The organism is Pseudomonas sp. NY15463 (assembly GCF_048068415.1).
GTDB lineage: Bacteria > Pseudomonadota > Gammaproteobacteria > Pseudomonadales > Pseudomonadaceae > Aquipseudomonas > Aquipseudomonas mosselii_C.
Genome location: NZ_JBLUQD010000002.1, coordinates 571,855 through 596,984 on the forward strand (window position 1 = coordinate 571,855; position 25,130 = coordinate 596,984).

Sequence of the window (25,130 nt, forward strand, 5' to 3'; positions counted from 1 at the left end):
GTACATCGTTGATCCAGGCTGGCTGAGCAATAGGAAAAGTGCTATGGCTGACCAGACGGCTGGTCTCTCTAGCGCACTTTCAGATTGACAGCCTCCCCCTAAGGGAAAGCCCGCGTTCCACCTCAATCACAAAGTTGGTCACAGACAGCTGGGGCAATGATGGCATATTGCCCATAGGCAGGATTGATTTTCAAGGTATTGCTTGGACTCTGGACATCCCGAAGAAAGATCATAAAAGTCGGCTAGCCTGCTGCTAAGACACCCAATCGAAAGCAGCTAGGAGACAGGAAATGTCCAACATTCAAGTGTACCTGCCGGCCAAAGACGGTTCGGTTTATTGGCCGGTCTCCACGGGGGACTCATGCAAAGAGGCTGTCCACATCCTATACACAGACGACTTTGCCGCCCCTCCTCACCGACTCGTGATTGAAATCACTACTGAGTCAGGCAAAAAGGTCGAGGTGAGCATCCCGTATGCTGATGACGCTCAAGCATCAGTCCGAATAGACGGCACAACCGTGTGACGGCTTTGCAGCGCTTGCAAAAAAGTAAGTGGATTTGTGAGTAGGCTCCCACTCACCAAGACCTAGCCACCTGTAAATAAAGGCCAACATTGAGCAGTATGAGTCTCCCTCGGGCACCAATACCTGTAAGTAGCCGTCCAACGACGGCCACGCAACACCCAGAAAGCCCGCTAACTGCGGGCTTTCTGGTTTCTGGGGCTTCCCTCGCATCCGTTTTTCTGTGCGACTCGGCCCATCTCACCTGCTGGGAACACCGTTTCGACGCCAGAGCAGGCCTGTCCGCGCCAAAGGCGGCCTACCGGCTAATGCCCATCAGTTAAACCTTCGCTGCATTCCACTCCCAGACCGTGCAAGCCGGCATTCAAAGCGCTCACGCAGACTGTGTAGGAGCGGCCTTGCGCCGCGAAAGGGCCGCAAAGCGGCCCCATTGGCTTAACTGACCTGCACTAGCCTACAGGCCCCACAAGCACGCGAGATCAGCCTAGGCTCAGTTCGCCTGTGGCAAGGCCTGGACCTTCTCCGGTGGCTTGATAGAGCCGATGTACACGGCAAAGATCGTCAGCAGCGCACCGCACATCTGCAACGCCGAGCTGGCCTTGCCCAGGAAGGTCACGTCGATGAAATACGTGATCACAGGTTCAAGCAGCAGGATCAATCCAGCCAGGCCCAGGCTGATGCTGCCAATCGAACGGTTGACCAGCATCCACCCCACGAACTGCACCAACACCCCGTAGATGATCAGCATCACCCACGTCTGGCCATCGGCGATCGCCAGGCTCTCGCCGTTGACCACCGCGTAGGCCAGCAGCACCAGGGCAGCCCAGATACTCAGGTTGAGCATCTGCGCGACCTTGTCACCGCCGCCGTCAGGCAACTGCGTGTTGACCTTCAGGAAGTACACGCAGATGGCGTAGGCAAGGCCCGACAATATGCCATACACCACGCCTTTGATGCCGACCGCACTGGTCATTTCCGGGACCAGCAACAGATACAGCCCAACGAACGCGAGGGTAATGGAGATCAGGAAGTAAACCGAAGGCCGTTCCTTGAGCAAGTACATGCCCAACACAGTCATGAAGAATACCTGGCAGTTGGTCAGGATCGAGCCAATGCCCGGCCCTACCACATAGATACTCTGGTGCCACAGCACCAGGTCGATTGCCAGGAACACCCCTGCCAGCCCGGTGTACAGTTGCGCGCGGTAACTTTTCAGCAGGACCGGAATCCGCCGCACCTTGAGCAACAGGAAAAACAGCACCGAGGCGAACAGCATTCGGTAGAAGCCTGCACCGCCCGCGCCGATGTTGGCGAACGCCACGGCCAACGCCGAGAGGCTGAGCATCAACCCACCGACCGTCAGTTCGACAATCGCACGCTTGTTATTGATCGACATGGGCAACTCCATTGATGAATTCCAGCGTATCGGCCTCATGCCCCGGCGTACTGAACGTGGCGTGCTCCAAGACCTGCTGCATCGCCTCCAGAATGATATCCAACCCGTTCTGGAACACCTGCTCGGGGATATTCAGTGCAGGCATCAGTTTGAGCACCTGATCGTTCGGCCCGCAGCGCTCAATGATCAGTCGGCGCGCGAAGCACGCACGCATGACTTCGGCTGCCATTGCCGGCTCATTGAACTCGATCCCGTAGAACAGGCCGCGCCCGCGCACCTGCTTGATGTGCTGTGCGAAGCGCACGGTCAGCTCGGCCAGCCAATCTTTCAAGCGCGCCTCGGTGGCCTGGATATGCTCGATCAGGCCCTCATCGCTCCAGAACGCCTGCAACGTCTTGGTCGCCGCCACGAATGCCACGGTATTGCCGCGGAACGTGCCGTTGTCTTCACCCGGCGCCCATTGATCCAGCTCTGGACGGTGCAGCAGCAGCGCAAGCGGCAGGCCGTAGCCGCTGAGGGACTTGGACAGGCAGACCATGTCCGGGACGATGCCAGAAGGTTCGAAGCTGAAGAACGTACCGGTACGGCCACAGCCCGCCTGGATATCGTCGATGATCAACAGAATTCCGTGTTCGGCGGTCAGCGCGCGCAAGCGCGTCAGCCACTGGCTGGAGGCAACGTTGATACCGCCCTCGCCCTGTACCGTTTCAACGATCACCGCAGCCGGCAAATCCATGCCGGAACTGTTGTCGTTGAGCAGGCGCTCGAAGTACGCAATCGAGTCCAGACCCTCCAGGTAATCGTCGTAGGGCATGCGGAACACATAAGGGTCGATGCCCGGCTGACGATTATCACGATTGCCGGTCAACCCAAGGGAGGTACTGGACATGCCATGGAAGCCATTGGTGAATGCCACCACATGGCGCCGCCCGGTCACCTTGCGCGCAAGCTTGATGGCAGACTCGACCACACTGGTACCGGTGGGCGAGGTGAACTGCATCTTGTAAGGCAATGCCCGCGGCTCGAGAATCAGCTTGCGGAAGTTGAAGATGAACGCCTGCTTGGCCCGACTGTGCATGTCCAGTGCGGCTTGAATGCCGTCACGTTGCAGGTAGTCGATCACCGCAGCCTTTACGGCTGGCGGGTTATGCCCGTAATTGACCGAACCGGCACAGCTGAGAAAGTCGATGTACGAGCGTCCCTTGAAGTCGTACAGGTGGCTGCCTCGCGCTTGATCGAAGATCACCGGAAAGCTTCGGCAGTAACTGCGTGCCTGCGACTCTACGTTTGCAAATATGCCTAATTCATCCATTGCCGATGCTTCCATTGCCGCCTACTCACACAAAATATTGATGACCGTTCTTTGTCGCCGTCGCTCAGGCGATTTTTTCCGCAGTGCCGGCGTAGCCCAACTGCTCGTTGAGCGAATTGAAAATGTCGCGCGCACGCAGCGACAGCAGGCTGAATGAGCCGGCATCGCCATAGCCGTGTGAGGATTCGCACAGCCCGTTGAGGTAGAGCGCGGGCATGTCGTGGCCTTTGCGCGGCTCCAGGCGGTAGTCGCGACCGATGCGAATCACGCCATCGGCGCTGCATTCCAGGTGTGCTGCAACTCCCTGCAGAATCGCCGGGAACGGCTCGTCCTGCGCGCCGGTGCCCAGGTTGCGGAAGCCGGTGGCCAGGACAATCGCATCCAGCCCTTGAATATGCTCGACCGCTTGCTCCTGCACGCTATGCAGAACCACAGTATGGCCCTCGGCGGTGGGCAGGCAGGCCTGGATTTCGCTGAGGTTCTTGATGGTCACGCGCTCTTTGCCCTGCAACTTGTCCTCGTACATACCCACGTACAACTCGGAAATCACATCCGCGTCGGCAGCCGAATAGTTGGTGTAGTGCAGGTGGCGGTTGATGTTCTTCTTGGCGGCAGGGGAGCTGTTGTAGTACTGGTCCACAAATTCCGGGAAGTACACATGCTCGCTGAACTGGCTGGTGTCCTTGAGACGGAAGCCATAGCCGCGCTGGATATTGATGATCTCAAGTGCCGGGTAACGGTGGCGCAGGTGCAGGATAATCTCGATTGCACTCTGGCTGCCGCCCACCACTGCCACGCGTTTCAACTCGCCCTGCGCATCCAGTTGCGCAAGCCGCGTGAGGTATTGCGTGAGGTGGAAGACCCGCTCTGGTGCGCAGTCGGCGAACGCTGCCGGGATCACCGGCGTGCGCCCAGGGGCCACCACCAGGGCGCGTGCAAGGAACTGACTGCCGGCCTCGGTGACAATGCGATACAGGCTGCTGGCCGGATCGTAGCTGACCGCAACCACGGTCTGGTTGTAGGCCACTTCACGGGAAAAGAACCCAGCGACCCAGCGCACGTATTCCGCGAACTCGCTACGCAGCGGGAACTCGAGCCCCAGGTTCAGGTGCTCGAACAGGCGGTTGTTCTCGAACAGGAAGTTGGTGAAGGTGTAGCGGCTCCGCGGGTTACGCGGGGTAACGAGGTCGCGACTCGGATGGTTCTGGATATCACTGCCTGCCAGCATCATTTCCGGCTGCCAACGGGTACCGTCCTGACGCTCCAGGAACAGACGGCTGCCGCTAAAGCCCAATTCTTCAAGCGCAATGGCCAACGCAATATTGGCCGGCCCGAAACCGATACCGATCACATCATAAACGTGCTGATCAGCAGCACTCACACTACGGATGCTCATGTTCCCTTCCCTGTTGGACAGATAACGCCATAACCGGCAAACAGAAAAGTGCCCCGCGCTTTTCCATTTGCCGCAATTTCTAATTTTTTTGAGGTCTGCTTCGTTTATTCGCGTTGCGCTTCAAACTTCGGCCGCTGCTTTTTTCAGCCACTGCTGAACCGGGCCGTAAGCCAGTACCTGGTCCACATAACTTTGCAGCTGCGCCGGCACGCTGATGCCATAACGGCGCAAGCGGAACACCACAGGGGCGTACATCGCGTCCACGATGCCGAATTGGCCGCAGAGGAACGTGCTGGACTTGCTGGCTGCGCGCAGGCCACCCCAGATGTCGAAGATCCTGGCGATTTCTGCCTGGGTGTCCTCGGTCAACGGGCCAGCATCGTCGCCAGTACCCAGGCCGAACGACATCTGCGTGCGCAGGTGGGTGAAGCCAGCGTGCATTTCCGCAGCGGCGGCGCGCGCCAGCGCACGAAGCTGGGCATCCTGTGGCCACAGGTTGGCATTGGGGTGGGTTTCGGCGATGTACTCGCTGATGGCCAGGCTGTCGTTGATCACGACGTTACCCAGCAGTAGCGCCGGGACTTTGCCCGAAGGTGAGTACTGGCCAATCTGCTGGGGTGTATCGGGCTGCTCCAACTTGACCTGAACCGTGTCGAATACAGCGTCCGCCGTCACCATTACCAGCCACGCACGCAGCGACCAGGAGGACTTGTTGAAGTCCCCGATAACCAGTTTGTCCGTCATATCCTTTCCTAGCGCTTTTTGTGAAATAGGTGCTAACTTTATGGCCGCTTTTTTCAGCCGTATTGCACAAAACTGGACAGGTCATGGAAAAGACAGACGGCCTAAAAACCCCGCCCAAGGGTAAGGACTTCGTGCACTTCTGGCGTATTCCCGAAGGCAACTGCGAACTCTTGTCAGCGCGCTACACCACCCAGTCGTTCGGTCGGCACTCACACGACCGCTATGCCATTGGGGTAATCAGCGGCGGGGTGGAAAAACTCTACTACCGCGGCGGCTATGCCTTGGGTGGGGTTGGCAGTGTGGTCACCATCACCCCAGGCGAAATACATGACGGCTTGCCCGGCCACGACAATGGCTGGATGTACCGGATGCTCTACCTGGATCCCGACTGGGTTAACCGAGCGGTGTTCCAGGGGCGGGTGGTCAGCGATCACATCCACCTGTTTCAAGAGGCGCTCAGCTGCAATCCGGGCTTTGCCCAAACCTTCCTGCAACTGCACCAACTGATCGAACAAACGCCACCGGGCTTGCAGCGCGAATCCATCCTGCTGGAGCTGGTGTGCCAGGTTTTCGAACGCAGCGGCGCCCCCGTTCTGTCAGCCCGGCCCTCCGAGAAACAGGCGGTCAAACGGATCAAACACAAGCTCGAAGACGAGTTCGACCAGGACATCCCCCTGGAGGCCTTGGCTCAATTGGTCGACCTTGAGCCGCTGTACCTGATTCGCGTGTTCAAGAAGCACGTGGGTGTGTCGCCGCACAGCTATCAGATTCAAAAGCGCATCGCACATGTTCAGAAGCTGCTGCGTGCTGGTGCCAGCCTGGCAGAGGCGGCCTGTACCAGTGGCTTCTTCGATCAAAGCCATATGGCGCGAGCGTTCAAGAAAGTAGTGGGCATGACGCCTGGGAGTTTTCGCAACAGCAGCGGTTTGCGCACCTCCACCTGAGGCTTTTGCCAATCACGCCACGCTACCGACAGCCCCGGCCACCACCACCCGGTTACGCCCCGCGCTCTTGGCCTGGTACAACGCCATGTCTGCCTCGTGTAGCCAGGCATCGGCACTGTCCAGATGCGCCCCACACGCCGCCACGCCGATGCTCAGGCTCAGGCGCAACTGCGGCAAGGCCGCAAACCGCTGTCCTTGCACCGCCTCGCGCAACCGCTCCAGAATCACCCTGGCCTGCGCGGTGGTGGTCTGCGGCAAGAGCACGCAGAACTCATCCCCGCCATACCGCGCCAACGGGTCGCTCTTGCGCAGATAGGCCGGCAGCATCGCGCTCAACGTGCGCAGGATTTCGTCCCCCACCAAATGGCCATGCCGGTCATTGATGTGCTTGAAATGGTCGATATCGATCAGCGCCAGGCAATCTGCTCCATCGCCGCTGCCGTTACGCTGAAACGCCTTGAGCAGCAGTTCCTTGCAGGTGCCGTGGTTCATCAAGCCGGTCAGGCTGTCGGTCTGGCTGAGCCGCGCCAGTGCGCGCTTGTGCTGGCCCAACTGCACCGTCACCTGATAGCAGATCAGACCGATGGCCATCGGGTAGATGAACAAGATCGGCAAGCAGGCCAGCATCTGCGCCTGGGTGGTATCGGGAAACAGTGGCGCTGCGCCTAGCCACAACGCCAGCACGATGCCGAGCGCTTGCGCTGCCAGAGTCTTGAACAGCATGTGCCAGCCGCCAGCAGCGATCTTGTCCATCGCGATCATCGACAGGATGATCACGCTCGGCAGCGGGTTCAGGCCCATGGCACCGGCCCAGCAACCACCGGCGAAACCATCGAAGATCAGGTTGCGCTGTTCAGCCTTGAACGGTTGAGCCGACCTGCGAGCGATCAGGAAAGCCGCATGCGGCCACACAAAGCCGTGGGCCAGCAACAGCGCCCACACCCACCACGGCGGCTGCTGCGGCCAGAGGCCGATCAGCACGCAGAAAAAGCCGAGCCCGGTGCCAATGGCCCGGGGCGGGTACATGCGTCTGGCGAATGAGAGGCCACTGCCCCTGCGCTGGTTCATCGCGGGTCACCGAAAGGGAAAACGGTCCTTGGAGAAGCACCGGACAGGCGACAGGGCCAGTAGGTGCGCTGCGGTTCGGCGATACGGCATTCTGCCACCAGTAAAATCGCCCTGACAAACCGTCCTGACGAAAAACATGAACCAAACAACTAACGTTTTCGTAGAGTGCCGCAACCGGCCCTTGTGCGGCTAAGCTGAACCTCACTGTTCAAGGACGAAGAACGCATGCAGCTAACCTATCGCCCCGCCCGCACGGCCGACATCCCGACCATCTGCTGCTTCCCACAAGGCCCGGATGAGTTGTTTTACATGTTTCCCAAGGCCACTTACCCCCTGACACCGGCACAACTGAGCGCGGCGATCGCACAGCGCAGCGGCTCGACGGTGGTGGAAGGTGAGGGCGTGATCCTGGGTTTTGCCAATTTCTACAAGGCTGAGCACGCAGGCGTGTGCGCCTTGGGTAATGTGGTGGTGGCCTCGGCCGCACGCGGCCGCGGGGTGGCGCGCTACCTGGTACACAGCATGATTGCGCTGGCCCGCGACGAGTTCGCGGCGCGGGAGGTTTGGGTGTCGTGTTTCAACCATAACACCGCCGGGCTGCTGCTTTATCCACAGCTCGGTTTCCAGCCGTTCGCGATAGAAGAGCGTCAGGCACCGGATGGTCGTCGGGTCGCGTTGGTCCAGATGAAGCTGTGCCTCGACTGAGACGGACGCGACCTGGAAAACGCACCGGACGCCGTGAGCTTTTTTCGCCAGACACAGGCGAAAACCTTGAAACACTCCTCGACCAGCCACACCGAACCTTAGCTGACGCGCGGCGTCCGAAGCACATTGATGCTTCGAGGTTCACATCACGTGAAAGCCCTACTTCTGCAAAAGCTGCGCCTGGTCCACAAAACCATCGGCTACATCGGCTGGTCACTTTTCTGGCTGCTGATCTGGGACGTGCTAGTCACCATCGACTTCATGCTGTTCTTCAACAGCAAATTCAGCCTGCCGCTGATCCCGCTCACCCTGCTCGGCTCGGCGCTGGTGGTGCTGGTGAGCTTTCGCAACAGCAGCGCCTACAACCGCTGGTGGGAGGCGCGCACACTTTGGGGGGCGTTGGTGAACAGTTCGCGCAGCTTCGCGCGGCAGGTACTCACACTGGTCGACGATACTGACGACGGGCTGAACCCGGTCAAGGCCACCTTGCTGCGTCGGCATATCGCCTATGTGAACTGCCTGGCGGCGCACCTGAAGCACGAAAAGTGCCCGGACGAACTCATGGCGTTCATCCCGCCGGACGAGTTCGAGCGGCGTAACCGCTCCAACAATTTCGCCAACGATATCCTCAGTGGCTCAGCGGCGTTGCTGGCACGCGAATACCACGCCGGGCGGCTGGACAGCATTCGCCTGGCGCGGCTGGAATCGACACTGGTGGATTTGTCCAACGCCCAGGGCGGCATGGAGCGTATCGCCAACACACCGCTGCCCTACCCCTATGTGTACTTTCCACGGCTGTTCATCACACTGTTCTGCCTGATCGTGCCGGTGGGGCTGGTGGAGTCGTTGGAGTGGTTCACGCCGCTGGCCTCCACCGTAGTAGGCTTCATGTTGCTGGCGATCGAGCGGATCGGCACGGACCTGCAGAGCCCATTTCGCTTCAGCGAACACCAGATCCCGATGGACAGCATCTGCGAGACCATTGAGCGCAACCTGGAGTCGATGCAGCGCGAGGCGCAGTGTGGCAACCTGGTCAAAGGCCGATGAGCGGCCATCAGGCCTGCCCATAGCGCTGGCGCAGTCCGTCACGCAAGACGCGATGCCTGGTACTACTGCCCAGGGCTGAGCACACGCTCAAGCTCTGCGGCGCGGTCCTTGGTCATGTCCATGAGGCACACGGCGCCCTCGATGCGGCGAACGCTGCCATCGCTCAAATGGCCATGAAAGGCGCAATTGCCGTCGCGATAGCTGATCCAGCTGCGCTGCACCTCACGCAGGGCTTTTTGTTGGGGCCCGGCAAGCTTGGCCATCAATTGCGCATAGACGCGGTTCAAGCGTGCGTCCTGCAACTGGGTCTCGGCCTGGATGCAGGCCCCCATTGCCGCAGTGCTGGAGGCATTGTCCATGCACTGGGTATAGCGCGAGGAATAGTCATCGGCGTGGGCCGTGGCGAGGGCCAGCACGGCACTGCCGGCGAGCAGCGAACGTAGGCGCATGGTTGCTCCTTTGCAGAGGGAAACGCAGGCCAGACTAACAGCCGGCACAACATCAAGCCCATGGAAACGGACGACACGACATAGTGGAAGATTCTGTCAGCGCCCAGGCGGAGCGCGTCAACGACAAAACCCGATCACAGCACCTGCCGTTGCGCCGGAGGCATCACGACCTTGTGCGGGTCGAAGCGCAACGCAGGCATTTGCGTGCCGGCGTAGAAGGCCACCCCCAACGCCGCCATCAGCGCCACGTCGAACCAGCGCCAGCCCGGTACGTCCGCCGCCCGTCGGGCCTTCCAGCACCACCACCCCTGCCCTGCGCAGAACACCAGGATCGAGCCCAGCCACAGGTAGAAGCCGGCACCGAACCCGGTGACATCCTGGAACGCGTAGCTTTGGCTGTCGGGCAAGCGCTCGATGCCTAGGCTGGAAAACGCCAGGTACAACGCCAGCAACCCACACATCAACGCCAGCCAGCGGAACCGCCGATGGGCCAGGATGCCAAGGGCCAGCAGCGGGTTGGCGAACCATTGGTACAAGCCAAAGGCGATGCCCCACGGGCCATACAACAGCATCTGCAAGGCCGGCATATGCCAAGCCCCCATCAGCGCCGCGTCGAAACACAGGCTCAGCAGGTACAGCAACAGGCTGAACGTCAGATAAAAAGCAGGCAAGGCTACGGACCTGATCGGGCGGAACATGTTGCGACCATAACCCACCCTTTACGCGACCTCCAAACCCACGGGCGCTGACGCCTGTCACCGGCCTCAGACGACCGGTGGCTCCAGCAGCAACCCGTACAACCCTGAGTCGGATAACTCACCCGCCACGCACCAGCGTGCCCGCAGGGTGCCTTCGAGCACGAAACCCTGGCGCTCCAAGGTGCGTGCCGAGCCTTGGTTGCGCGGATCGATCTCCGCCTCCAGTCGGCGCAGATGCAGGGTGTGGGCAAGGTAGTCGATAAAGCAGGTCAACGCCTCGTCCATGTAGCCACGGCCCTGGGCCGTGCGAGCCAGGCAGTAACCAATCTCGCCACGGCGCGAGGGCTCGTCGAGATTGAACAGTTGCACCATGCCGATCAACTCGCCGTTGTCGCGGCGGTACATGCCTAGCTTGAGCAACTGGCCACTGGCATAGGCTTCGCGGTCGGCGGCCAGGGCGCTCTGAGCCTCGGCCAGGGTCTGCCAGGGGGCGTGGTACCAGTAACGCATGACCTCGGGGTCGGCCATGATCGTCAGCCACTGCTGCGCGTCCGCATGGCGCATGGGGCGCAGTTGCAAGCGTGGGCTGTCGAGACACAAATCGCTGGGGAAACGGCGGGGGTCGGGCACGCCGGGACTCCTGTCCGATGTGGGGAAGATGACAGTCTAGCGTCAGCCGCTGCCCGCAGGTACCCACTACCGCCTTTTGGCTAATGGGCGGCTTGCACCTGAGCAACGGCACAAGACCGCCCCACACATCGACCGCAATAAGGTCTTTGTGTGAGCGCGGCCTCGTGCCGTGACGCTCAGCTTGGCTCAGAAGCCCAGGCTGAAACTCACAACAACGCCGTGGTCGCGCGCTTGTTTGGAGAGCTGGCCGGAGTACCCGATCCCGAGCTTGCCACGCTCGCCCATCGACAGGTCCAGCCCCGCCTCGATCACCGCCGCATCCTTGGCAATCGGTACACCCGAGGTGGTGAAACTGCCACCGCCTTCGCTGAGGCGCAGGTCGGCTTTCGGATCGGTATCGCCGAAGGCGTGCCGCCAGCCCACCGACAAGCGCGGGGTGATCGTGGTGCCCTTGCTCAGCGCCATCCGTTTACCCACGCGCACACCCAAGGTCGAGTAGGTCACATCCTGCTCGACGCTGCCGCTCAAGCGCCCTGCCCCACCCTTCTCGTGGAAGCGGTCGCTGTCGTAGTTGACGTAGGCCAGGCCGGCGAACGGCTCGACGGCAAAGCCACCTGCTTCGATGGCGTAGCCCACTTCGCCGAACACCTGGGCGCTACGCGCCTGGTAGTTACCCTTGATACGGTCGTTGTAGGTGCCCACCACGACATCGCGTTTGCTCTCGATCTCGTGCCAGGTGTAGCCCACCCCCATGCGCGCGGCGAAGGCGTCAAGCTGGTAGTTGAGGTACGCGGCCAGGTGATAGCTGTCCACCGACGCATCCGAGCCACGACGCTTGGCGTCGATACTGGCATTGGTATAGCCCGCAGCGACCCCGACTTTCCACTGGTCATCCAACGCCTTGTCGACGCCGAGCAGGAAGCCCTGCAACTGGCGGTCGACACTGGCAGCGCCGTTACTCGCGTCGTAATCGCCCCAGCCGCCGATGGCGCGGATCCAGCCGACGGCCTGGCCCTGGCAACCTTCGCTGGTGAGCTGCTGGTTGGCGGTCGGTGCCAAGGTGCGGCGCGGATCGTCCTGATGGGTGCAATCGGCCTGACGCAGGCGATCATTGACCGCCTCGCGCAGATAGCGCGAGTCCTCCATCAGCACTGTGGCGGTACTGGCGTGGATTTCGCCGGACAGGCTGTCGAACGCTGCCTGGGCTTGGCTGGTGCTCATGGGCAGGATGTTGGTGGTGATTACCGTCGGCGCCCCAGGACCGCTCAGGGCAGCGGCCACCCCGGCCTGGTTGGGGCTACCGGCGGCACGCCCGAAGCCGGTGCCGTTACGGCTCACCGACAGGGTGACCTCGTTGCCCGTGTAACTCAGCGCGCTGGTGAGGAACGCCGAGTTGCTCAGGTTGGTACTGGCAAACGTACCATTCACCCCACCGGTGGCGCTGACCACGGTGTACTGCCCGCTGCCGGTGAAGCCGGTCAGGTTGACCACCTGCAGGCTGCCGCCCAGGTTGGCGGTACCGCCGACGTTGAGGTAGCTCACCGGGTTGGCGCCCAGGTCGATGGCCAGGGTGCCGCTGGCGGCATTGGTGAAATTGCCAGTCACCGTCAGGTTGCCACCTGCGCCCGGCATCACCCGGCCTTGGTTGATCAGGCTGGCGACGCTGCCGGTGCCGGTGAGCATGGCCCCGGAGGCGACCGTCACCGCCGCCGCCAGGCTGGCACCGGGATTGGTGCGGTTGCCCACTTCAAGCACGCCTTGGTTGACGTTGAATGCACCAGTGGTCTGGTTGCCGGTGAGCAGCAGGGTGCCCAGCCCGGTTTTGCTGGTGGTGCCGGTGCCGGTCAGGCTGCCATTGAAGGTGCCGTTGCCCGACTGCACGAACACCAGGCTGGCGTTGTTAAGAATATTGCCCTGCAAGCTGGTGGTGTTGCCTGCCAGGGTACCGCCGCTGACCGTGGTGCCACCGGTATAGGTGTTGGCACCGGACAGGATCAAGGTTCCGGCGTCGAGCTTCTCGATACCCCCACTGCCAACGATCGGCGCGCTGACCAGCGCGGTGGCGCCGGCATCCACACGTACCGCCGCCAACGCGCCGCCGCTGCCGTTGGTGGCGGTCAGGCTGGCATTGCTGCCGGCCACCAACTGGTAGCCATTGGTGAGGAACTGCATGCCGGTAAAGGCCTGGTTGCCCTGCACGGTGACAGTGCCGGCCTGGCCACCGAACACGGCGAACTGCCCGCCCCAGCTTTCGCTGTTGATACCCGTGGAGTTGGTCCAGTTGGTGTTCGAGTTCCAAGTGCCACTGCCACCGACGATGGTGCCGTCAGGTGTGGTCTGGCTGCCGTTCCAGAATTGCAGCGAACCGGCCGCGCCCTGGACCACCAGGTTGATCTGGTTGGCAATCGCAGTCTGCAAGCTCAGGTCGCCCAACGCCACGCTACCCGGCACGGCGCCGAACACCAGGCCATTGTCGCTGAGCACACCGCCATAGCTGAACAGGCGGTACACGCCTGGGCCGAAACCACCGGCATCGGTGACGTTGAGGGTACCGTCCAGGGTCAGGTTACCGGCTACCGCGACCACGGTGGTGGACGCGCTGGGCGCACCAAGGATGAAGTCCAGGGCACTGCCCGAGGCCAGGCTCAAGCTACCCACCGACAGCGGCGTGCTGCCAGGCCCCGCGGCCAGGGTCGCGCCGTTCTGGATCTGTACCGCACCACTCAAGGTGCCACTGCCACCCAGGCTTGCGCCATTGCCGACGCTGACCGTGGCACTGTCGAGGCGACCGTCGACCACCAGACTGCCAGCGCTGACCGTGGTGTTTCCGGTCAGTGTGTTGTTGCCGGTTAGCAGCAACTCGCCAGTGCCGGCCTTGGTCAGGGTGCCGCTGCCGGTGAGGTTACCGGTGTAGCTGCCATCGCTGTTCTGCTCGAAGGTCAGCGCGGCGTTGTTGGCAATCGCACCTTGCAAGCTGCTGCTGTCGCCCACCAGGCTGCCGGCGTTGATCAGGGTGCCACCGGTATAGGTGTTGGTGCCACTGAGCAGCAACTCGGCTGCACCGTTCTTGATCAGTCCGCCCGCACCGCTGATATCGCCAGCCAGTTCCAGGTCGTTGCTGCCTGCAACAGCCAGCGCGCCGTTGAGCACGGTGTCGTTGGCCAGTGTGACGCTGGTGTTGCTGTCCAGCGCCGTGTTGGCCGCGGCGGTCAGGGTGCCCGTACCCAACGCCGCGGCGTTGCCGACCACCAAGGTGCCACCGTTAAGCGCAGTACCACCGGAGTAACCGTTGGCGGCGTTGAGCACCAAGGTGCCGGTGTCGTACTTGACGATGCTGCCAGTGCCGTTGATGGCCAGGTTCAGGGTTGCCGTAGCGCCGGGATCGACACGTAGGTTGGTGGTGCCGCTGGTGAGCAGCTCCGCGCCGGTGCCAGCATTGAGCACATAGCCATCGCTGACGAACTGCAGGCCACTGAGCGACTGCGAACCGTTGACGGTGACCGTGCCCGACGTGCCCTGGAACACTGCGAAGGTCTGGTTCCAGGGGGTATTGAGCACACCGTTGGCATCGGTCCAGTTGGTGTTGGTGCTGTCCCAGGTGCCGGTGCCGCCCTCGATGACCCCATCGGCCACGGTCTGGCTGCCGTCCCAGAACAGCACGTTGCTGGCGCCGCCGACCACCAGGTTGACCTGGTTGCTGACGCTGGTCTGCACAGTAAGGTCGCTGGCCGGCACGGGCGTGCTGCCAATCGCCATGCCATTGTTGGTGAGGCTGCCGCCATAGGTGAACAAGCGATACACGCCAGCGCCAAAGCCGCCGACGTCGGTAATGTTGAGGGTGCCGCCGAGGGTCAGGTTGTTGGCCACGTTGACCAGCGGCGTGCTGCCGATCGGTGCGCCAAGGGCCGCGTTGAAGCTAGAGCCACTGCCCAGGGTCAGGCTCGCGACATTTAGGGTACTGCCCGTGGTTCCTGCCAGGCTGCCGCCATTGGCCACCACCACGTTACCGCCCAGGGTACCGGTGCCGCCCAGGCTGGCGCCACTGCCGACGTTGACCGTGCTACTGGCCAAGCTGCCGTTGACCGTCAGGCTACCGCCCTGCACGTTGGTGGTGCCGCTGTGGCTGTTACTGCCGGTCAAGGTCAGGGCGTCGCTGCCCTGCTTGTCGAGGGTACCCGTACCGCTGATGTCGCCATCGAACACCCCGCCCTGCACGCCCAGGCTGTTGCCAGCGGCCACCTGGACCGCGCCACTGCCAGTGATCTGGCCCAAGGTGGTGTTGCCATCGAGGTTGAGGCTGGCGCCGCTGCTGACGTTCAGCGCGCTCTGAGTACCGAGGGCCGTAGTGCCCACGGTACTCAGGCTGCCGGAGATCAGGTTGATGATCCCGCTGAAGGTGTTGTTGCCCGCCAGGGTCAGGTCAGCCAGACCGGTCTTGTTCAGGGTGCCGTTGCCACTGAGTACGCCCGCCAGTTGCAGGTCGTTGCTACCCAGCACGTCGAGGATGCCGCTGACGGCCACGTTATTGGCCAGGGTCACGGCACTGTTGCTGTCGAGGCTGGCGATGCCGGTGACGCTCAGGGCGCCACTGCCCAGCGCGGTATCGCTGCCCACCACCAAGGTACCGGCTTGCAACTCGGTGCCGCCGCTGTAGGTGTTGGCACCGTTCAACTCAAGGATGCCGCCGCCACTCTTGCCCAGTTGCCCGGCGCCAGCCACCACGCCATTGAGGGTGATGTCGTTGCTCCCGGACACGTTGAACAGCCCGGCCAGGTTGACGTTATTGCCCAGGGTCACGCCCTGGCTGCTTTGCAAGCTGGTGTTGGCGGCGGCATTCAGCGCGCCACTGCCCAAGGCGGTATCGCTGCCGACGATCAAGGTGCCTGCGTTGAGCGTGGTATTGCCGCTGTAGCTGTTATTGCCACTCAGTTGCAGGCTGGCGCTGCCGGCCTTGACCAGCCCGCCGCTGCCACTGACGTCGCCTTCCAGCACCAGGCTGTTGCTACCGGCAATATTCAGCACGCCGCCGAGGACGACGTCGTTGCCCAGGGTCACCGCCGAGTTGCTGTCCAGGGTAGTGCCGGCGTTGGTGCTCAGGACACCGCTGCCCAAGGCACTGTCGCTGCCCACGATCAGCGTACCGCCGCTGAGCTGGGTACCACCGCTGTAGCTGTTGCTGCCGTTGAGCACCAAGGTGCCGGTGTCGAGCTTGTTGAGCGTGCCGCTGCCGGTCAAGGCCAGGTTGAGGGTGGCCACGGCACCTGGGTCGACCCGCACGCTGGTGTCGCCGCTGCTGCCGTTGATCAGGTTCAGCGAGCCACCGGCACCGGCATTGAGCTGATAACCGTTGCTGACGAACTGCATGCCGTTGACGGCTTGCGCGCCCACCACGCTGATTGTGCCGGCGCTGCCCTGGAACACCGCGAAGGTGTCATTCCAGGTGGTGTTGCTGGTGCCGTTGAGGTCGGTCCAGTTGCTACCGGCAGCGTTCCAGGTCCCGCTGCCGCCGTCCACCTGACCGTTGCCGGTGGTCTGGCTGCCGTCCCAGAACAGGATGTTCTGGCCGGTGCCGCCGACCAGCAGGTTGATTTGGTTGCCGATGGCGGTTTGCAGGTCCAGGTCGCCCACGTTGACACCCAGCGGCAGGCTGCCAAAGTCCAGGCCGTTATCAGTCAGGTCACCGGTGTAGTCGAAGATGCGGTAAACGCCGTTGCCGAAGCCGCCGATGTTGCTGACGTTGAGCGTGCCGTCCAGGGTCAGGTCGCCGTTCACACTGAACAGCGCCGTGCCGCCCGTGGACGGTGCAGCCAGGCCAACATCGACGAGCGAACCGCCGTTGAGCACCAGCGAGCCAAGCCCGAGGGTGGCGCCGCTGTTGCCGACCAGGTGGCCACCGTTGGCCACGGTCACCGGGGCATTCACCGTACCCGTACCGGTCAGGCTGCCGCCATTGGCAACGCTGAGGCCGGCACTGGCGAGGCTGCCGTCGACCTTGAGGGTGCCGGCGCTGATTTGGCTGGTGCCCAGCAGGGTGCTGGCGCCGCTCAGGGTCAGGGTAGCGCTGCCGACCTTGATCAGGTTACCCGCACCGCTGAAGGCGCCGGCAAACACGCTGTCGGTGTTGTTGCTGCCGACGCTCAGGGTGCTGCCAGCGCCGATCTGCGCCACACCGCTGCCGGTCAGGCTGACCAGGTTGGCGTCGCCGTTCAGGTTGAGCGCGCCAGCAGCGCCGATGTTGATACCCGCCAGGCTGTCGAGGATGGCGCTGCCGAGGGTGGTGACGGAGCCGGCCTGGATGTCCAGGCTACCGGTGATGCTTTTGCTTCCAACCAGGGTGGCGTCCTCGGCGCCAGTCTTGATCAGGTCGCCGCTGCCACTGAGATTGCCGCTGATCACCAGGGCGTTGTCCACCGCCAGGGTCAGCGTGTTGCCAGCGGCGACATCGACGGTGTTGCCCAGCACCATGGGCGCTGCGTTGGCCAGGGTAGCGTCGCCGGTCACGTTGAGCATGCCGGTACCCAGGGCACCACTGTTGCCCAAGGTGAGCGTGCCAGCGGCCAGTTCAGTGTCACCTTGGTAGCCGTTGTTGCCAGCCAAGGTCAGGTTGCCGCTGCCAGCCTTGACCAGCCCGCCGCTGCCATTGATGACGCCTGCCAGGGTCAGGTCGTCGGCAGCGTCAACGGTGAGGCCGGCGTTGAGACTGAAGTTGTTGCTCAGCATCACCGAGCCGATGCTACCCAAGCTGGACGCGCCGGCCACGGTCACGCCGCCCAAGCCCAGGGCATTGCTGCTGCCCACCAGCAGGCTGCCGCCATTGAGCGTGGTGCCACCGGTGTAGCTGTTGCTGCCGTTCAGGGTCAGGCTGCCGCTACCGGTTTTGCTCAACCCGCCGTTGCCATCAATGGCGCCGTCCAAGGTCAGGTCGCCGCTACCCGGTACGCTGAGGTTGCCGTTCAGGTGCACGTCGTTGGCCAGGGCCACGCTGCCGTCAGCCGCCAGGCTCGCGCTACCGCCGACGGTGAGGCCGCCAGTGCCCAGGGCCGTGTCGCTGCCGACGATCAGGCCGCCGGCATTGAGCGTGGTGCCGCCGTTGTAGCTGTTGTTGCCATCCAGGGTGACGGTGGCCGCGCCATTCTTGACCAGTCCGCCACTGCCGTTGATCACGCCGCTCAGGGTCAGGTCGTTGCTGCCAAGCAGGTTCAGGGTGGCTAGGTCGAGGTCGACCGCGTTGGCCAGGGTCATGGCCTGGCTGGTGTCGAGGGTGGCGTTGCCGGTGATGCTCAGCGCACCGCTGCCCGGGGCGTTGGCACTGCCCAGTACCAGCCCGCCAGCTTGCACTTCGGTGCCGCCGCTGTAGGTGTTGGAGCCATTGAGGGTCAGCACACCGCCGCCTTGCTTGACCAGCGCGCCCGCGCCGCTGATCACGCCGCCCAGGGTCAGCGCCTGGGCGTTGGTCAGGTCCAGGGTGGTGCCAGTGCCGAGGCCGATGGCATTGGCAAGGCTCATGGCGCCGTTGCTGGTCAGGGCGCTGTCGCCAGTGACCGTCAGCGCGCCGCTGCCCAAGGCGCTGCCGTTGCCCAGTACCAGGGTGCCAGCGCCGAGGCTGGTACCACCGGTATAGGTGTTGGCTGCACCCAGGGTCAGGGTGCCGCTACCGATCTTGGTCAGGCCGCCAGCGCCGCTGATCACACCGTTCAGGGCCAGGTCGTTGGGGCCGGTGAAGGTCAGGCCGGCGTTGAGCACGACTTGGTTGCTGACGTTGTTCAGCGCGCTACTAGTGGCCAGGTTGGCTGCGCCGCCCACGGTAAGAGTGCCTAGGCCCAGGGCATTGTTGTTGCCCAGGGTCAGGGTACCGGCGTTGAGGGTGGTGCCACTGAGGTAGCTGTTGGCGCCGCTCAGGATCAGGTTGGCGGCGCCGTTTTTGGTCAGCCCGCCCGCACCGTTGACCAGCCCGGCCAGGGTCAGGTCGTTGCTGCCGGTCACGTTGACATTACCCGCCAGATTGAGGGTATTGCCCAGGCTCACCGCAGTGCTGCTGTCCAACGTGGTGCCGGCTGCGGCGTTCAGCGCGCCGAGGCCAAGGGCGGTGTTGCTGCCCAGCACCAAGGTGCCGGCGTTGAGCGCGGTGTTGCCGAGGTAGCTGTTGCTGCCGGCCAGGGTCAGGCTGCCAGCGCCGGTCTTGATCAGCCCGCCCGTGCCGCCAAGGGTGCCGTTGAGCACCATGTTCTGCGCAGCGGCCAGGGTGAGGTTGCCGAGCAGGTTGATCTGGTTGGCCAGGATCAGGTTGGCGCTGTTGCCCAGGGTGGTGCCACCCGAAGCACTCAAGGCACCACTGCCCAGCGCGTTGCTGTTGCCCAGGATCAAGGTGCCAGCGGTCAGCGCAGTGCCGCCGCTGTAGGTGTTGTTGCCGTTCAGGGTCGCGGTGCCGCTGCCACTCTTGGTGAGCTGGCCGGTACCGCTGATCACGCCGCCAAGGGTGAGGTTGTTGGCCCCGGTCAGGCCGAGGTTGCCGTTCAGGGCGATGGCGTTGGCCAGGCTCAGGTTACTGCTGCTGGCCAGGCTGCCAGCGTTGACGCTCAGTGCGCCGGTCCCCAGCGCCAGGGCATTGCCTACGGTGATGGTGCCCGCATTCAGGATGGTGCCGCCGCTGTAGGTGTTGACGCCGGACAGGGTCAGGTTGGCGGCGCCGTTCTTGATCAGGTTGCCGCTGCCTGCGACCACGCCGCTCAGGCCCAGGTCGGCGCTGCCGCCAAGGGTGAACGCCCCGGCCAGGGTGAACACATTGCCCAGGGTGACAGCCGTGTTGCTGTCCAGACTGGTGTTGGCCGCAGCGCTGACGGCGCCGCTGCCCAGCGCGGTGTTGCTGCCCACCACGAGGGTACCGCCCTGCAGCATCGTGCCGCCGGTGTAGGTATTGGCGCCATTGAGCACCAGGGTGCCGGTGTCGAGCTTGCCGAGCATACCGCTGCCGCTGAGGGCGACGTTGATGCTGGCGGTAACGTTGGGGTCGACACGTACGGCGAAGGCGCCGTTGCTACCGTCGATCAGGTTCAAACCACCACTGCCGATCAGACGATAGCCATCGGTGACGAACTGCAGGCCGGTGGCCGACTGAGTACCGGCGAGGGTGACATCGCCCGCAGTGCCCTGGAACACCGCAAAGTTGCTGCCCCAGTTGCTGTTGAGAACACCGTTGACGTCGGTCCAGTTGGTACCGCCGCTACTCCAGGTGCCGTTACCGCCGTCGATCACGCCATTGGCGATGCTGTTGTTGCCGTCCCAGAACTGCACGCCACCCGCCGCACCGCCCACCAGCAGGTTGACCTGGTTGCCGATGACGGTTTGCACTTCGAGATCGCCAGGCAACACGCTGCCGGGCACGGCACCGATCAGCAGGCCGTTGTCCACCAGCGCGCCGGTGTAGTCGATCAGCCGGTAGATACCCACGCCGAAACCGCCGAGGTCGGTGACGTTAAGGGTGCCGTCGAGGGTCAGGTTGCCGTTGACGCTGACCAGCGCGGTGCCACCTGTGGCCGGGCTGCCAAGGCCTCCGTCGAAGATCGAAGCGCTGTGCAGGGTCAGGCTGCCCGTACTCAGCGTGGCGCCACTGCTAGCGGCCAGGTGCGCGCCGTTGGCGATGTCCACGGCGCCAAGAATGCTGCCGCTACCGGTGAGGCTGGCACCGCTGTTGACCTGCACGTTGGCGCTGTTCAACGAGCCGGTGACGTCCAGCGCACCTGCGTTGACTGTCGTGTTGCCGCCGATCACGCTGATGCCCGACAGCTCCAGGCTGCCAGTGCCGTTCTTGATCAGCCCACCGCTGCCAGCCAGGGCGCCGCTGAACACGCTGTCGAGGTTGCTGCTGCCAACACTCAGGTTGGTGCCGGCGCCCAGGTTCACCGTACCGGCACCGCTCAGGCCACCAACGCTGGTGCTGGCGCCGAGGTTCAGGCTGGCACCGGCACCAACATTGAGTGCCGAGGCATTGCCAAGCGCCGTATTGCCCACCGTGGTGAGGCTGCCGGCAAGCAAGTCGATGGCCCCGCTGAAGGCGTTGGCGCCACTCAGGATCAGGTCGGCCAAGCCGTTCTTGATCAGCCCACCGCTACCGCTGATGTCGCCGCTGAGGGTCAAATCGTTGCTGCCGCCTAGGGTCAGGGTGTTGCCCAGCGCAATGTCGTTACCCAGGTTGACCACGGCGCTGTTGTCCAGACTGGCGGCGCCGGCCACAGTCAGAGTGCCGCTACCCAAGGCGTTGTCGTTGCCGACGATCAGGCCACCTGCGTTGACAGTGACGCCACCACTCAAGGTATTGGCGCCGTTGAGGGTCAGGGTGCTGCTGCCGCTCTTGAACAGTTGCCCGGTGCCGCTGATTACGCCAGCAAGGCTCAGGTCATTGCTACCGGCCAGGGTCAGGTCGGCGCCCAGGGCGATAGCGTTGCCCAGACTGAGCGCCGCGCTGTTATCCAGGCTGGCAGCGCCGCCGACGCTGAGCGTACCGCTGCCCAGCGCGTCGTCGTTGCCCAGCAGCAGACTGCCGGCGTTGAGCAGGGTGCCGCCGCTCCAGGTGTTGTTGCCGTTCAGGGTCAAGACGCTGGCGCCGCCCTTGATCAACTGCCCGGTGCCGCTGATCACGCCATCGAGGCCTAGGTCGTTGCTGCCGGCCACGGTCAGGTTGGCGTCCAGTGTGATGGCATTGCCCAGGCTCAGTGCCGTGTTGTTGTCCAGGCTGCTGGACCCGGCCACGGTCAGCGTACCGCTGCCCAGGGCGTTGGCATTGCCCAGCAGCAGGCCGCCGGCATTGAGCGTGGTGCCACCGCTGTAGGTGTTGCTGGCAGAAAGGGTCAGGGTAGTGGTGCCGTTCTTGACCAGACTGCCAGTGCCCGCGATCACGCCACCGAGGCCAAGGTCAGCGCTGCCATCGACGGTCAAAGCGCCTGCCAGGTTGAGCGCATTGGCGAGGCTGAGCGCAGTGCTGGTGTCCAGATGGGTGCCGCCCGCAGCATTCAGTGTGCCACTGCCCAACGCGCTGGCGTTGCCCAGTATCAGGTTGCCGGCGTTGAGGTTGGTGTTGCCGAGGTAGGTGTTGGCGCCGTTCAGGGTGAGGGTGGCCGAGCCATTCTTGGTCATTCCGCCGACGCCCGCAATCACGCCGCCCAGGGTCAGGTCGTTGCTGCCGGCCAGGTTGAGGTTGCCCGCCAGGTTGACGTTATTGGCGATATTCAGTCCGGCAACGTTGCTGTCGAGGGTGGTGTTGGCGGCGGCATTGAGGGCGCCGCTGCCCAGCGCGGTGGCGCTGCCCAGCATCAGGGTGCCAGCGTTGAGAGTGGTGTTGCCGCTTTGGGTGTTGTTGCCACTTAGGGTCAGGGTGGTGCTGCCGTTCTTGATCAACCCGCCGCTACCGCTGACGGTGCCCGTCAGGTTGAGGTTGTTGGCGCCCGCCACGGTGAGATTGCTGCCCAGGTTGACGGCGTTGTCCACGCTCAACGCGGCCGTGCTGCTCAAGGTTGACGCGCCACCGACGCTCAGCGCGCCCGTGCCGAGGGCGGCCGCGCTGGCCAAAGTCAGGGTACCGGCGTTGAGGGTCAGGCCGCCGCTGAAGGTGTTGACCCCACCCAGGGTGAGGTTCGCGCTGCCGTTCTTCACCAGCGCGCCGGTACCGCTGATGATACCGCCCAGGGTGGTGGCACTGGTGCCGGCCAGGGTCAGCGTGTTGGCGGCCAGATCCACCGCGTTACCCAGGTTGACCGCGGTATTGGCATCCAGACTGGCGTTGCCGGTCAGGCTCAGCGCGCCGCTGCCCAGCGCGTTGTTGTTGCCCACGGTCAAGGTGCCGGTGTTCAGGGCAACGCCGCCACTGAAGGTATTGTTGCCATTGAGCGTGAGCCCCGCCGCGCCGGTTTTGACCAGGCTACCGGTGCCGCTGATCACGCCGCCCAGGGTGGTGGCGCTGGTGCCCAACAGGTTCAGGGTGTTGGCGCCAAGGTTGACCGCATTGGCCAGACTCACGGCGGTGTTGGCGTCCAGGCTGACGTTACCGCCCAGGGTCAACGCGCCGCTGCCCAGGGCGTTGTCGTTGCCTACGGTCAAGGTGCCGGCATTGAGCGTGGTACCGCCGCTGAAGGTGTTGTTGCCATTGAGCGTGAGCCCCGCAGCGCCGGTTTTGACCAGGCTGCCAGTGCCGCTGATCACGCCGCCCAGGGTAGTGGCGCTGGTGCCCAGCAGGTTCAGGGTGTTGGCGCCCAGGTTGACCGCGTTGGCCAGGCTCACGGCGGTGCTGGCGTCCAGGCTGACGTTACCGCCCAGGGTTAAAGCACCGCTGCCCAGGGCGTTGTTGTTGCCGACGGTCAGGGTGCCAGCGTTCAGGGTCAGACCGCCGCTGAAGGTGTTGTTGCCGTTCAGGGTCAGGCCTGCGGCACCACTCTTGATCAAGCTGCCAGTGCCACTGATCACACCGCCCAAGGTGGTGGCGTTGTTGCCGGGCAGCGTAAGGGTGTTGGCTCCCAGCGCGATGGCGTTGGCCAGACTCACCGCGCTGCTGGCGTTGAGCGTGGCACTGCCGGTGAGGCTCAGGGCACCGGTACCCAGCGCCGCATTGTTGCCGACGTTGAGGGTGCCGGTGGCCAGCGTGGTGCCGCCGCTGTAGGTGTTGGCGCCACTGAGGGTCAGATCGCCGCTGCCGCTCTTGACCAGCGAGCCGGTGCCGCTGACCACCCCGCTCAAGGTCAAGGCGTTGCTGCCCGGCAGGGTCAACGCTGCGCTCAGCCCCACGGCATTGCTCAACACCAAGGGCACACTGCCCTGCAGCGTGGAGGCAGCAGTCACGCTCAGTGCACCGCTGCCCAATGCGGCAGCGCTGCTCAGGTTCAGGCCACCGCCGCTCAAGGTAGTGCCGCCACTGAAGGTATTGGTGCCGCTCAGGGTCAGCAGGCCGGTTCCGGTCTTGACCAACGAGCCGGTGCCGGAGAGCACGCCGCTCAGGGTCATGGCGTTGGCGCCACCAGCGGAAAGCGCACCATTGAGGGTGATGGCATTGGCCACGGTCTGTCCGGCCACACTGGCCAGCAGACTACCGCCGTTTGCGATGATCGCGCCGGTGCCGAAGGCAGATCCATTGTTGAAGTTGATCACGCCGCCGTTGAGGGTGGTCTGCGCCGCGCCGCTCATCAGTTGGCCAACGAGCGTCCAGGTGCCACTGTCAACGATCAGGCGGTTGAAGTTGATGTAGTTGGCCGCATTGATGGTGCCGCTGCCGGCACTGCCGCTGCCGCCGCCAATCGCATTTTGCAGCGCCAGGGTGTTGGTGCCGCCGGCACCACCGTCGACCACACCGGCGGCGGCGAAGGACAGCAATGGGTTGCTGGTGACCAACAGCTCGACGCCCACGCCCAATCCGGCACTCACCAAGGAGCCGGTAATGGCGTTGAAACGGTTGGTGCTGTTGGCGCCCATCGACAGGCTGCCGGTCAGGGTGCCGGCGTTGGTGAAGGTGTTGCCGGTAGAGGAAGCCTGAAACGCCGTACGGCCCAGGATGGTGCCGGTGTTGGTGAAGTTCACCGTGCCGCCGCCCGTCACGGCGATGACCGGGGTGTCCTCGCTGAGCAGGCTCAGGCTGGCCAGGGGCGACGAACCGATGCTGCCGGCGTTGCTGATGTTGGCCGTGCCGCCTGAGGCGATACGCGCGTCCATCGCCATGCCGGTGAGGTTCAGCAGGTTGGTGCCCAACAGCGCGCCAGTGCCCTTGATCACGCCGGTGGCGGTATTGTTGATGGTGAGCGTACCACCGGCACTGGTGTTGCCGATCTGCAACGCAGTCGACTGGATACTCAGCGCGCCCAACAACGTTGGGTCGATCGTACCGGAGTTGTTCAACGTGTTACCGCCACCGCTGAGTGTAAGCGAGGTACCGCCCACACCCAGCAACGTCCCCAAGGTTGCGCCGCTCTGCACGTTCACCGTCAGCCCGCCAGTGGCGTTACTGTAGCTTGGCGCGAGCGGGTTGGCGGCCCCGGTGCAGGTCACGGTACTGCTCGCCAGGCTGCATGCAGCCAGCACTTGCTCGCTGGTGAAGGTAAAGGCCAAGGTCCCTACGGCCAAGCTTACGGCCAGAGACAGCTGAGACACACGGGCAGGCAAACGAACGGCAACACTTCTGTCCACGGGGCGCTCCTTCGTGGATCAGGCGTTCAGTCCTTTGAGGCGTGTGAAGCGTCGTTTTAG

Annotated in this window: 13 protein-coding genes; 4 read left to right on the forward strand and 9 right to left on the reverse strand. The window is 63.5% G+C overall.

The genetic code is table 11. From position 1 onward, the window contains the following. The first annotated feature begins 290 nt into the window (after positions 1-290). Entirely contained in the window at positions 291-524 is a 234-nt protein-coding gene (locus ACNFIC_RS06830; RefSeq protein ID WP_416780471.1) for a hypothetical protein, read from the forward strand. 487 nt (positions 525-1,011) lie between these two features. On the opposite strand, the gene ACNFIC_RS06835 is transcribed toward ACNFIC_RS06830, so the two are convergent. The 4 genes from ACNFIC_RS06835 to ACNFIC_RS06850 all read right to left on the reverse strand — a co-directional run bounded on the left by ACNFIC_RS06835 (position 1,012) and on the right by ACNFIC_RS06850 (position 5,369). After that, entirely contained in the window at positions 1,012-1,917 is a 906-nt protein-coding gene (locus ACNFIC_RS06835) for a DMT family transporter (protein WP_138218916.1), read from the reverse strand. After that, a complete protein-coding gene (ectB, locus tag ACNFIC_RS06840; RefSeq protein ID WP_416780473.1) occupies positions 1,904-3,229 on the reverse strand; it encodes a diaminobutyrate--2-oxoglutarate transaminase in 1,326 nt (441 codons plus the stop codon). The genes ACNFIC_RS06835 and ectB overlap by 14 nt, the downstream gene beginning before the upstream one ends. Positions 3,230-3,293: 64 nt before the next feature. Then, on the reverse strand, positions 3,294-4,625 hold the full coding sequence (locus ACNFIC_RS06845; protein ID WP_416780475.1) for a lysine N(6)-hydroxylase/L-ornithine N(5)-oxygenase family protein: 1,332 nt from the start codon (positions 4,623-4,625) through the stop codon (positions 3,294-3,296). A gap of 120 nt (positions 4,626-4,745) precedes the next feature. Beyond that, a complete protein-coding gene (locus tag ACNFIC_RS06850) occupies positions 4,746-5,369 on the reverse strand; it encodes a glutathione S-transferase family protein (protein WP_138218919.1) in 624 nt (207 codons plus the stop codon). 83 nt (positions 5,370-5,452) lie between these two features. Between ACNFIC_RS06850 and ACNFIC_RS06855 the strand changes: the two genes are divergently transcribed. Continuing rightward, positions 5,453-6,313: an AraC family transcriptional regulator gene (locus ACNFIC_RS06855; protein WP_138218920.1), complete on the forward strand. Its 861-nt coding sequence runs from the start codon at positions 5,453-5,455 to the stop codon at positions 6,311-6,313. Positions 6,314-6,325: 12 nt separating this feature from the next. Here ACNFIC_RS06855 and ACNFIC_RS06860 read toward each other — a convergent pair whose 3' ends face one another. Continuing rightward, on the reverse strand, positions 6,326-7,381 hold the full coding sequence (locus ACNFIC_RS06860) for a diguanylate cyclase (RefSeq protein ID WP_138218921.1): 1,056 nt from the start codon (positions 7,379-7,381) through the stop codon (positions 6,326-6,328). Between the two features lie 225 nt (positions 7,382-7,606). Between ACNFIC_RS06860 and ACNFIC_RS06865 the strand changes: the two genes are divergently transcribed. Both ACNFIC_RS06865 and ACNFIC_RS06870 read left to right on the forward strand, forming a co-directional pair. Next, positions 7,607-8,086, forward strand: coding sequence for a GNAT family N-acetyltransferase (locus ACNFIC_RS06865; RefSeq protein WP_138218922.1), 480 nt, complete (start codon positions 7,607-7,609; stop codon positions 8,084-8,086). Between the two features lie 150 nt (positions 8,087-8,236). Further along, a complete protein-coding gene (locus tag ACNFIC_RS06870; protein ID WP_138218923.1) occupies positions 8,237-9,133 on the forward strand; it encodes a bestrophin family protein in 897 nt (298 codons plus the stop codon). A gap of 62 nt (positions 9,134-9,195) precedes the next feature. On the opposite strand, the gene ACNFIC_RS06875 is transcribed toward ACNFIC_RS06870, so the two are convergent. The 4 genes from ACNFIC_RS06875 to ACNFIC_RS06890 form a co-directional block, all read right to left on the reverse strand. Beyond that, positions 9,196-9,582 carry a lysozyme inhibitor LprI family protein gene (locus tag ACNFIC_RS06875; RefSeq protein ID WP_416780478.1) on the reverse strand — a complete coding sequence of 129 codons (387 nt, stop codon included), beginning with the start codon at positions 9,580-9,582 and terminating at the stop codon, positions 9,196-9,198. Positions 9,583-9,716: 134 nt separating this feature from the next. Then, positions 9,717-10,253 carry a hypothetical protein gene (locus tag ACNFIC_RS06880; protein ID WP_416780480.1) on the reverse strand — a complete coding sequence of 179 codons (537 nt, stop codon included), beginning with the start codon at positions 10,251-10,253 and terminating at the stop codon, positions 9,717-9,719. 93 nt (positions 10,254-10,346) lie between these two features. Beyond that, complete coding sequence (locus ACNFIC_RS06885) at positions 10,347-10,910, reverse strand: GNAT family N-acetyltransferase (protein ID WP_138218926.1); 564 nt, start codon at positions 10,908-10,910, stop codon at positions 10,347-10,349. Positions 10,911-11,096: 186 nt separating this feature from the next. Then, entirely contained in the window at positions 11,097-25,070 is a 13,974-nt protein-coding gene (locus ACNFIC_RS06890; protein ID WP_416780483.1) for an autotransporter-associated beta strand repeat-containing protein, read from the reverse strand. Between the last annotated feature and the right edge of the window lie 60 nt (positions 25,071-25,130).

Bases quoted from the DNA above. Each gene is read 5' to 3' on its own strand.
- ACNFIC_RS06830 (WP_416780471.1), top strand. From the start codon at position 291: ATGTCCAACATTCAAGTGTACCTGCCGGCCAAAGACGGTTCGGTTTAT.
- ACNFIC_RS06835 (WP_138218916.1), bottom strand. From the start codon at position 1,917: ATGTCGATCAATAACAAGCGTGCGATTGTCGAACTGACGGTCGGTGGG.
- ectB (WP_416780473.1), bottom strand. From the start codon at position 3,229: ATGGATGAATTAGGCATATTTGCAAACGTAGAGTCGCAGGCACGCAGT.
- ACNFIC_RS06845 (WP_416780475.1), bottom strand. From the start codon at position 4,625: ATGAGCATCCGTAGTGTGAGTGCTGCTGATCAGCACGTTTATGATGTG.
- ACNFIC_RS06850 (WP_138218919.1), bottom strand. From the start codon at position 5,369: ATGACGGACAAACTGGTTATCGGGGACTTCAACAAGTCCTCCTGGTCG.
- ACNFIC_RS06855 (WP_138218920.1), top strand. From the start codon at position 5,453: ATGGAAAAGACAGACGGCCTAAAAACCCCGCCCAAGGGTAAGGACTTC.
- ACNFIC_RS06860 (WP_138218921.1), bottom strand. From the start codon at position 7,381: ATGAACCAGCGCAGGGGCAGTGGCCTCTCATTCGCCAGACGCATGTAC.
- ACNFIC_RS06865 (WP_138218922.1), top strand. From the start codon at position 7,607: ATGCAGCTAACCTATCGCCCCGCCCGCACGGCCGACATCCCGACCATC.
- ACNFIC_RS06875 (WP_416780478.1), bottom strand. From the start codon at position 9,582: ATGCGCCTACGTTCGCTGCTCGCCGGCAGTGCCGTGCTGGCCCTCGCC.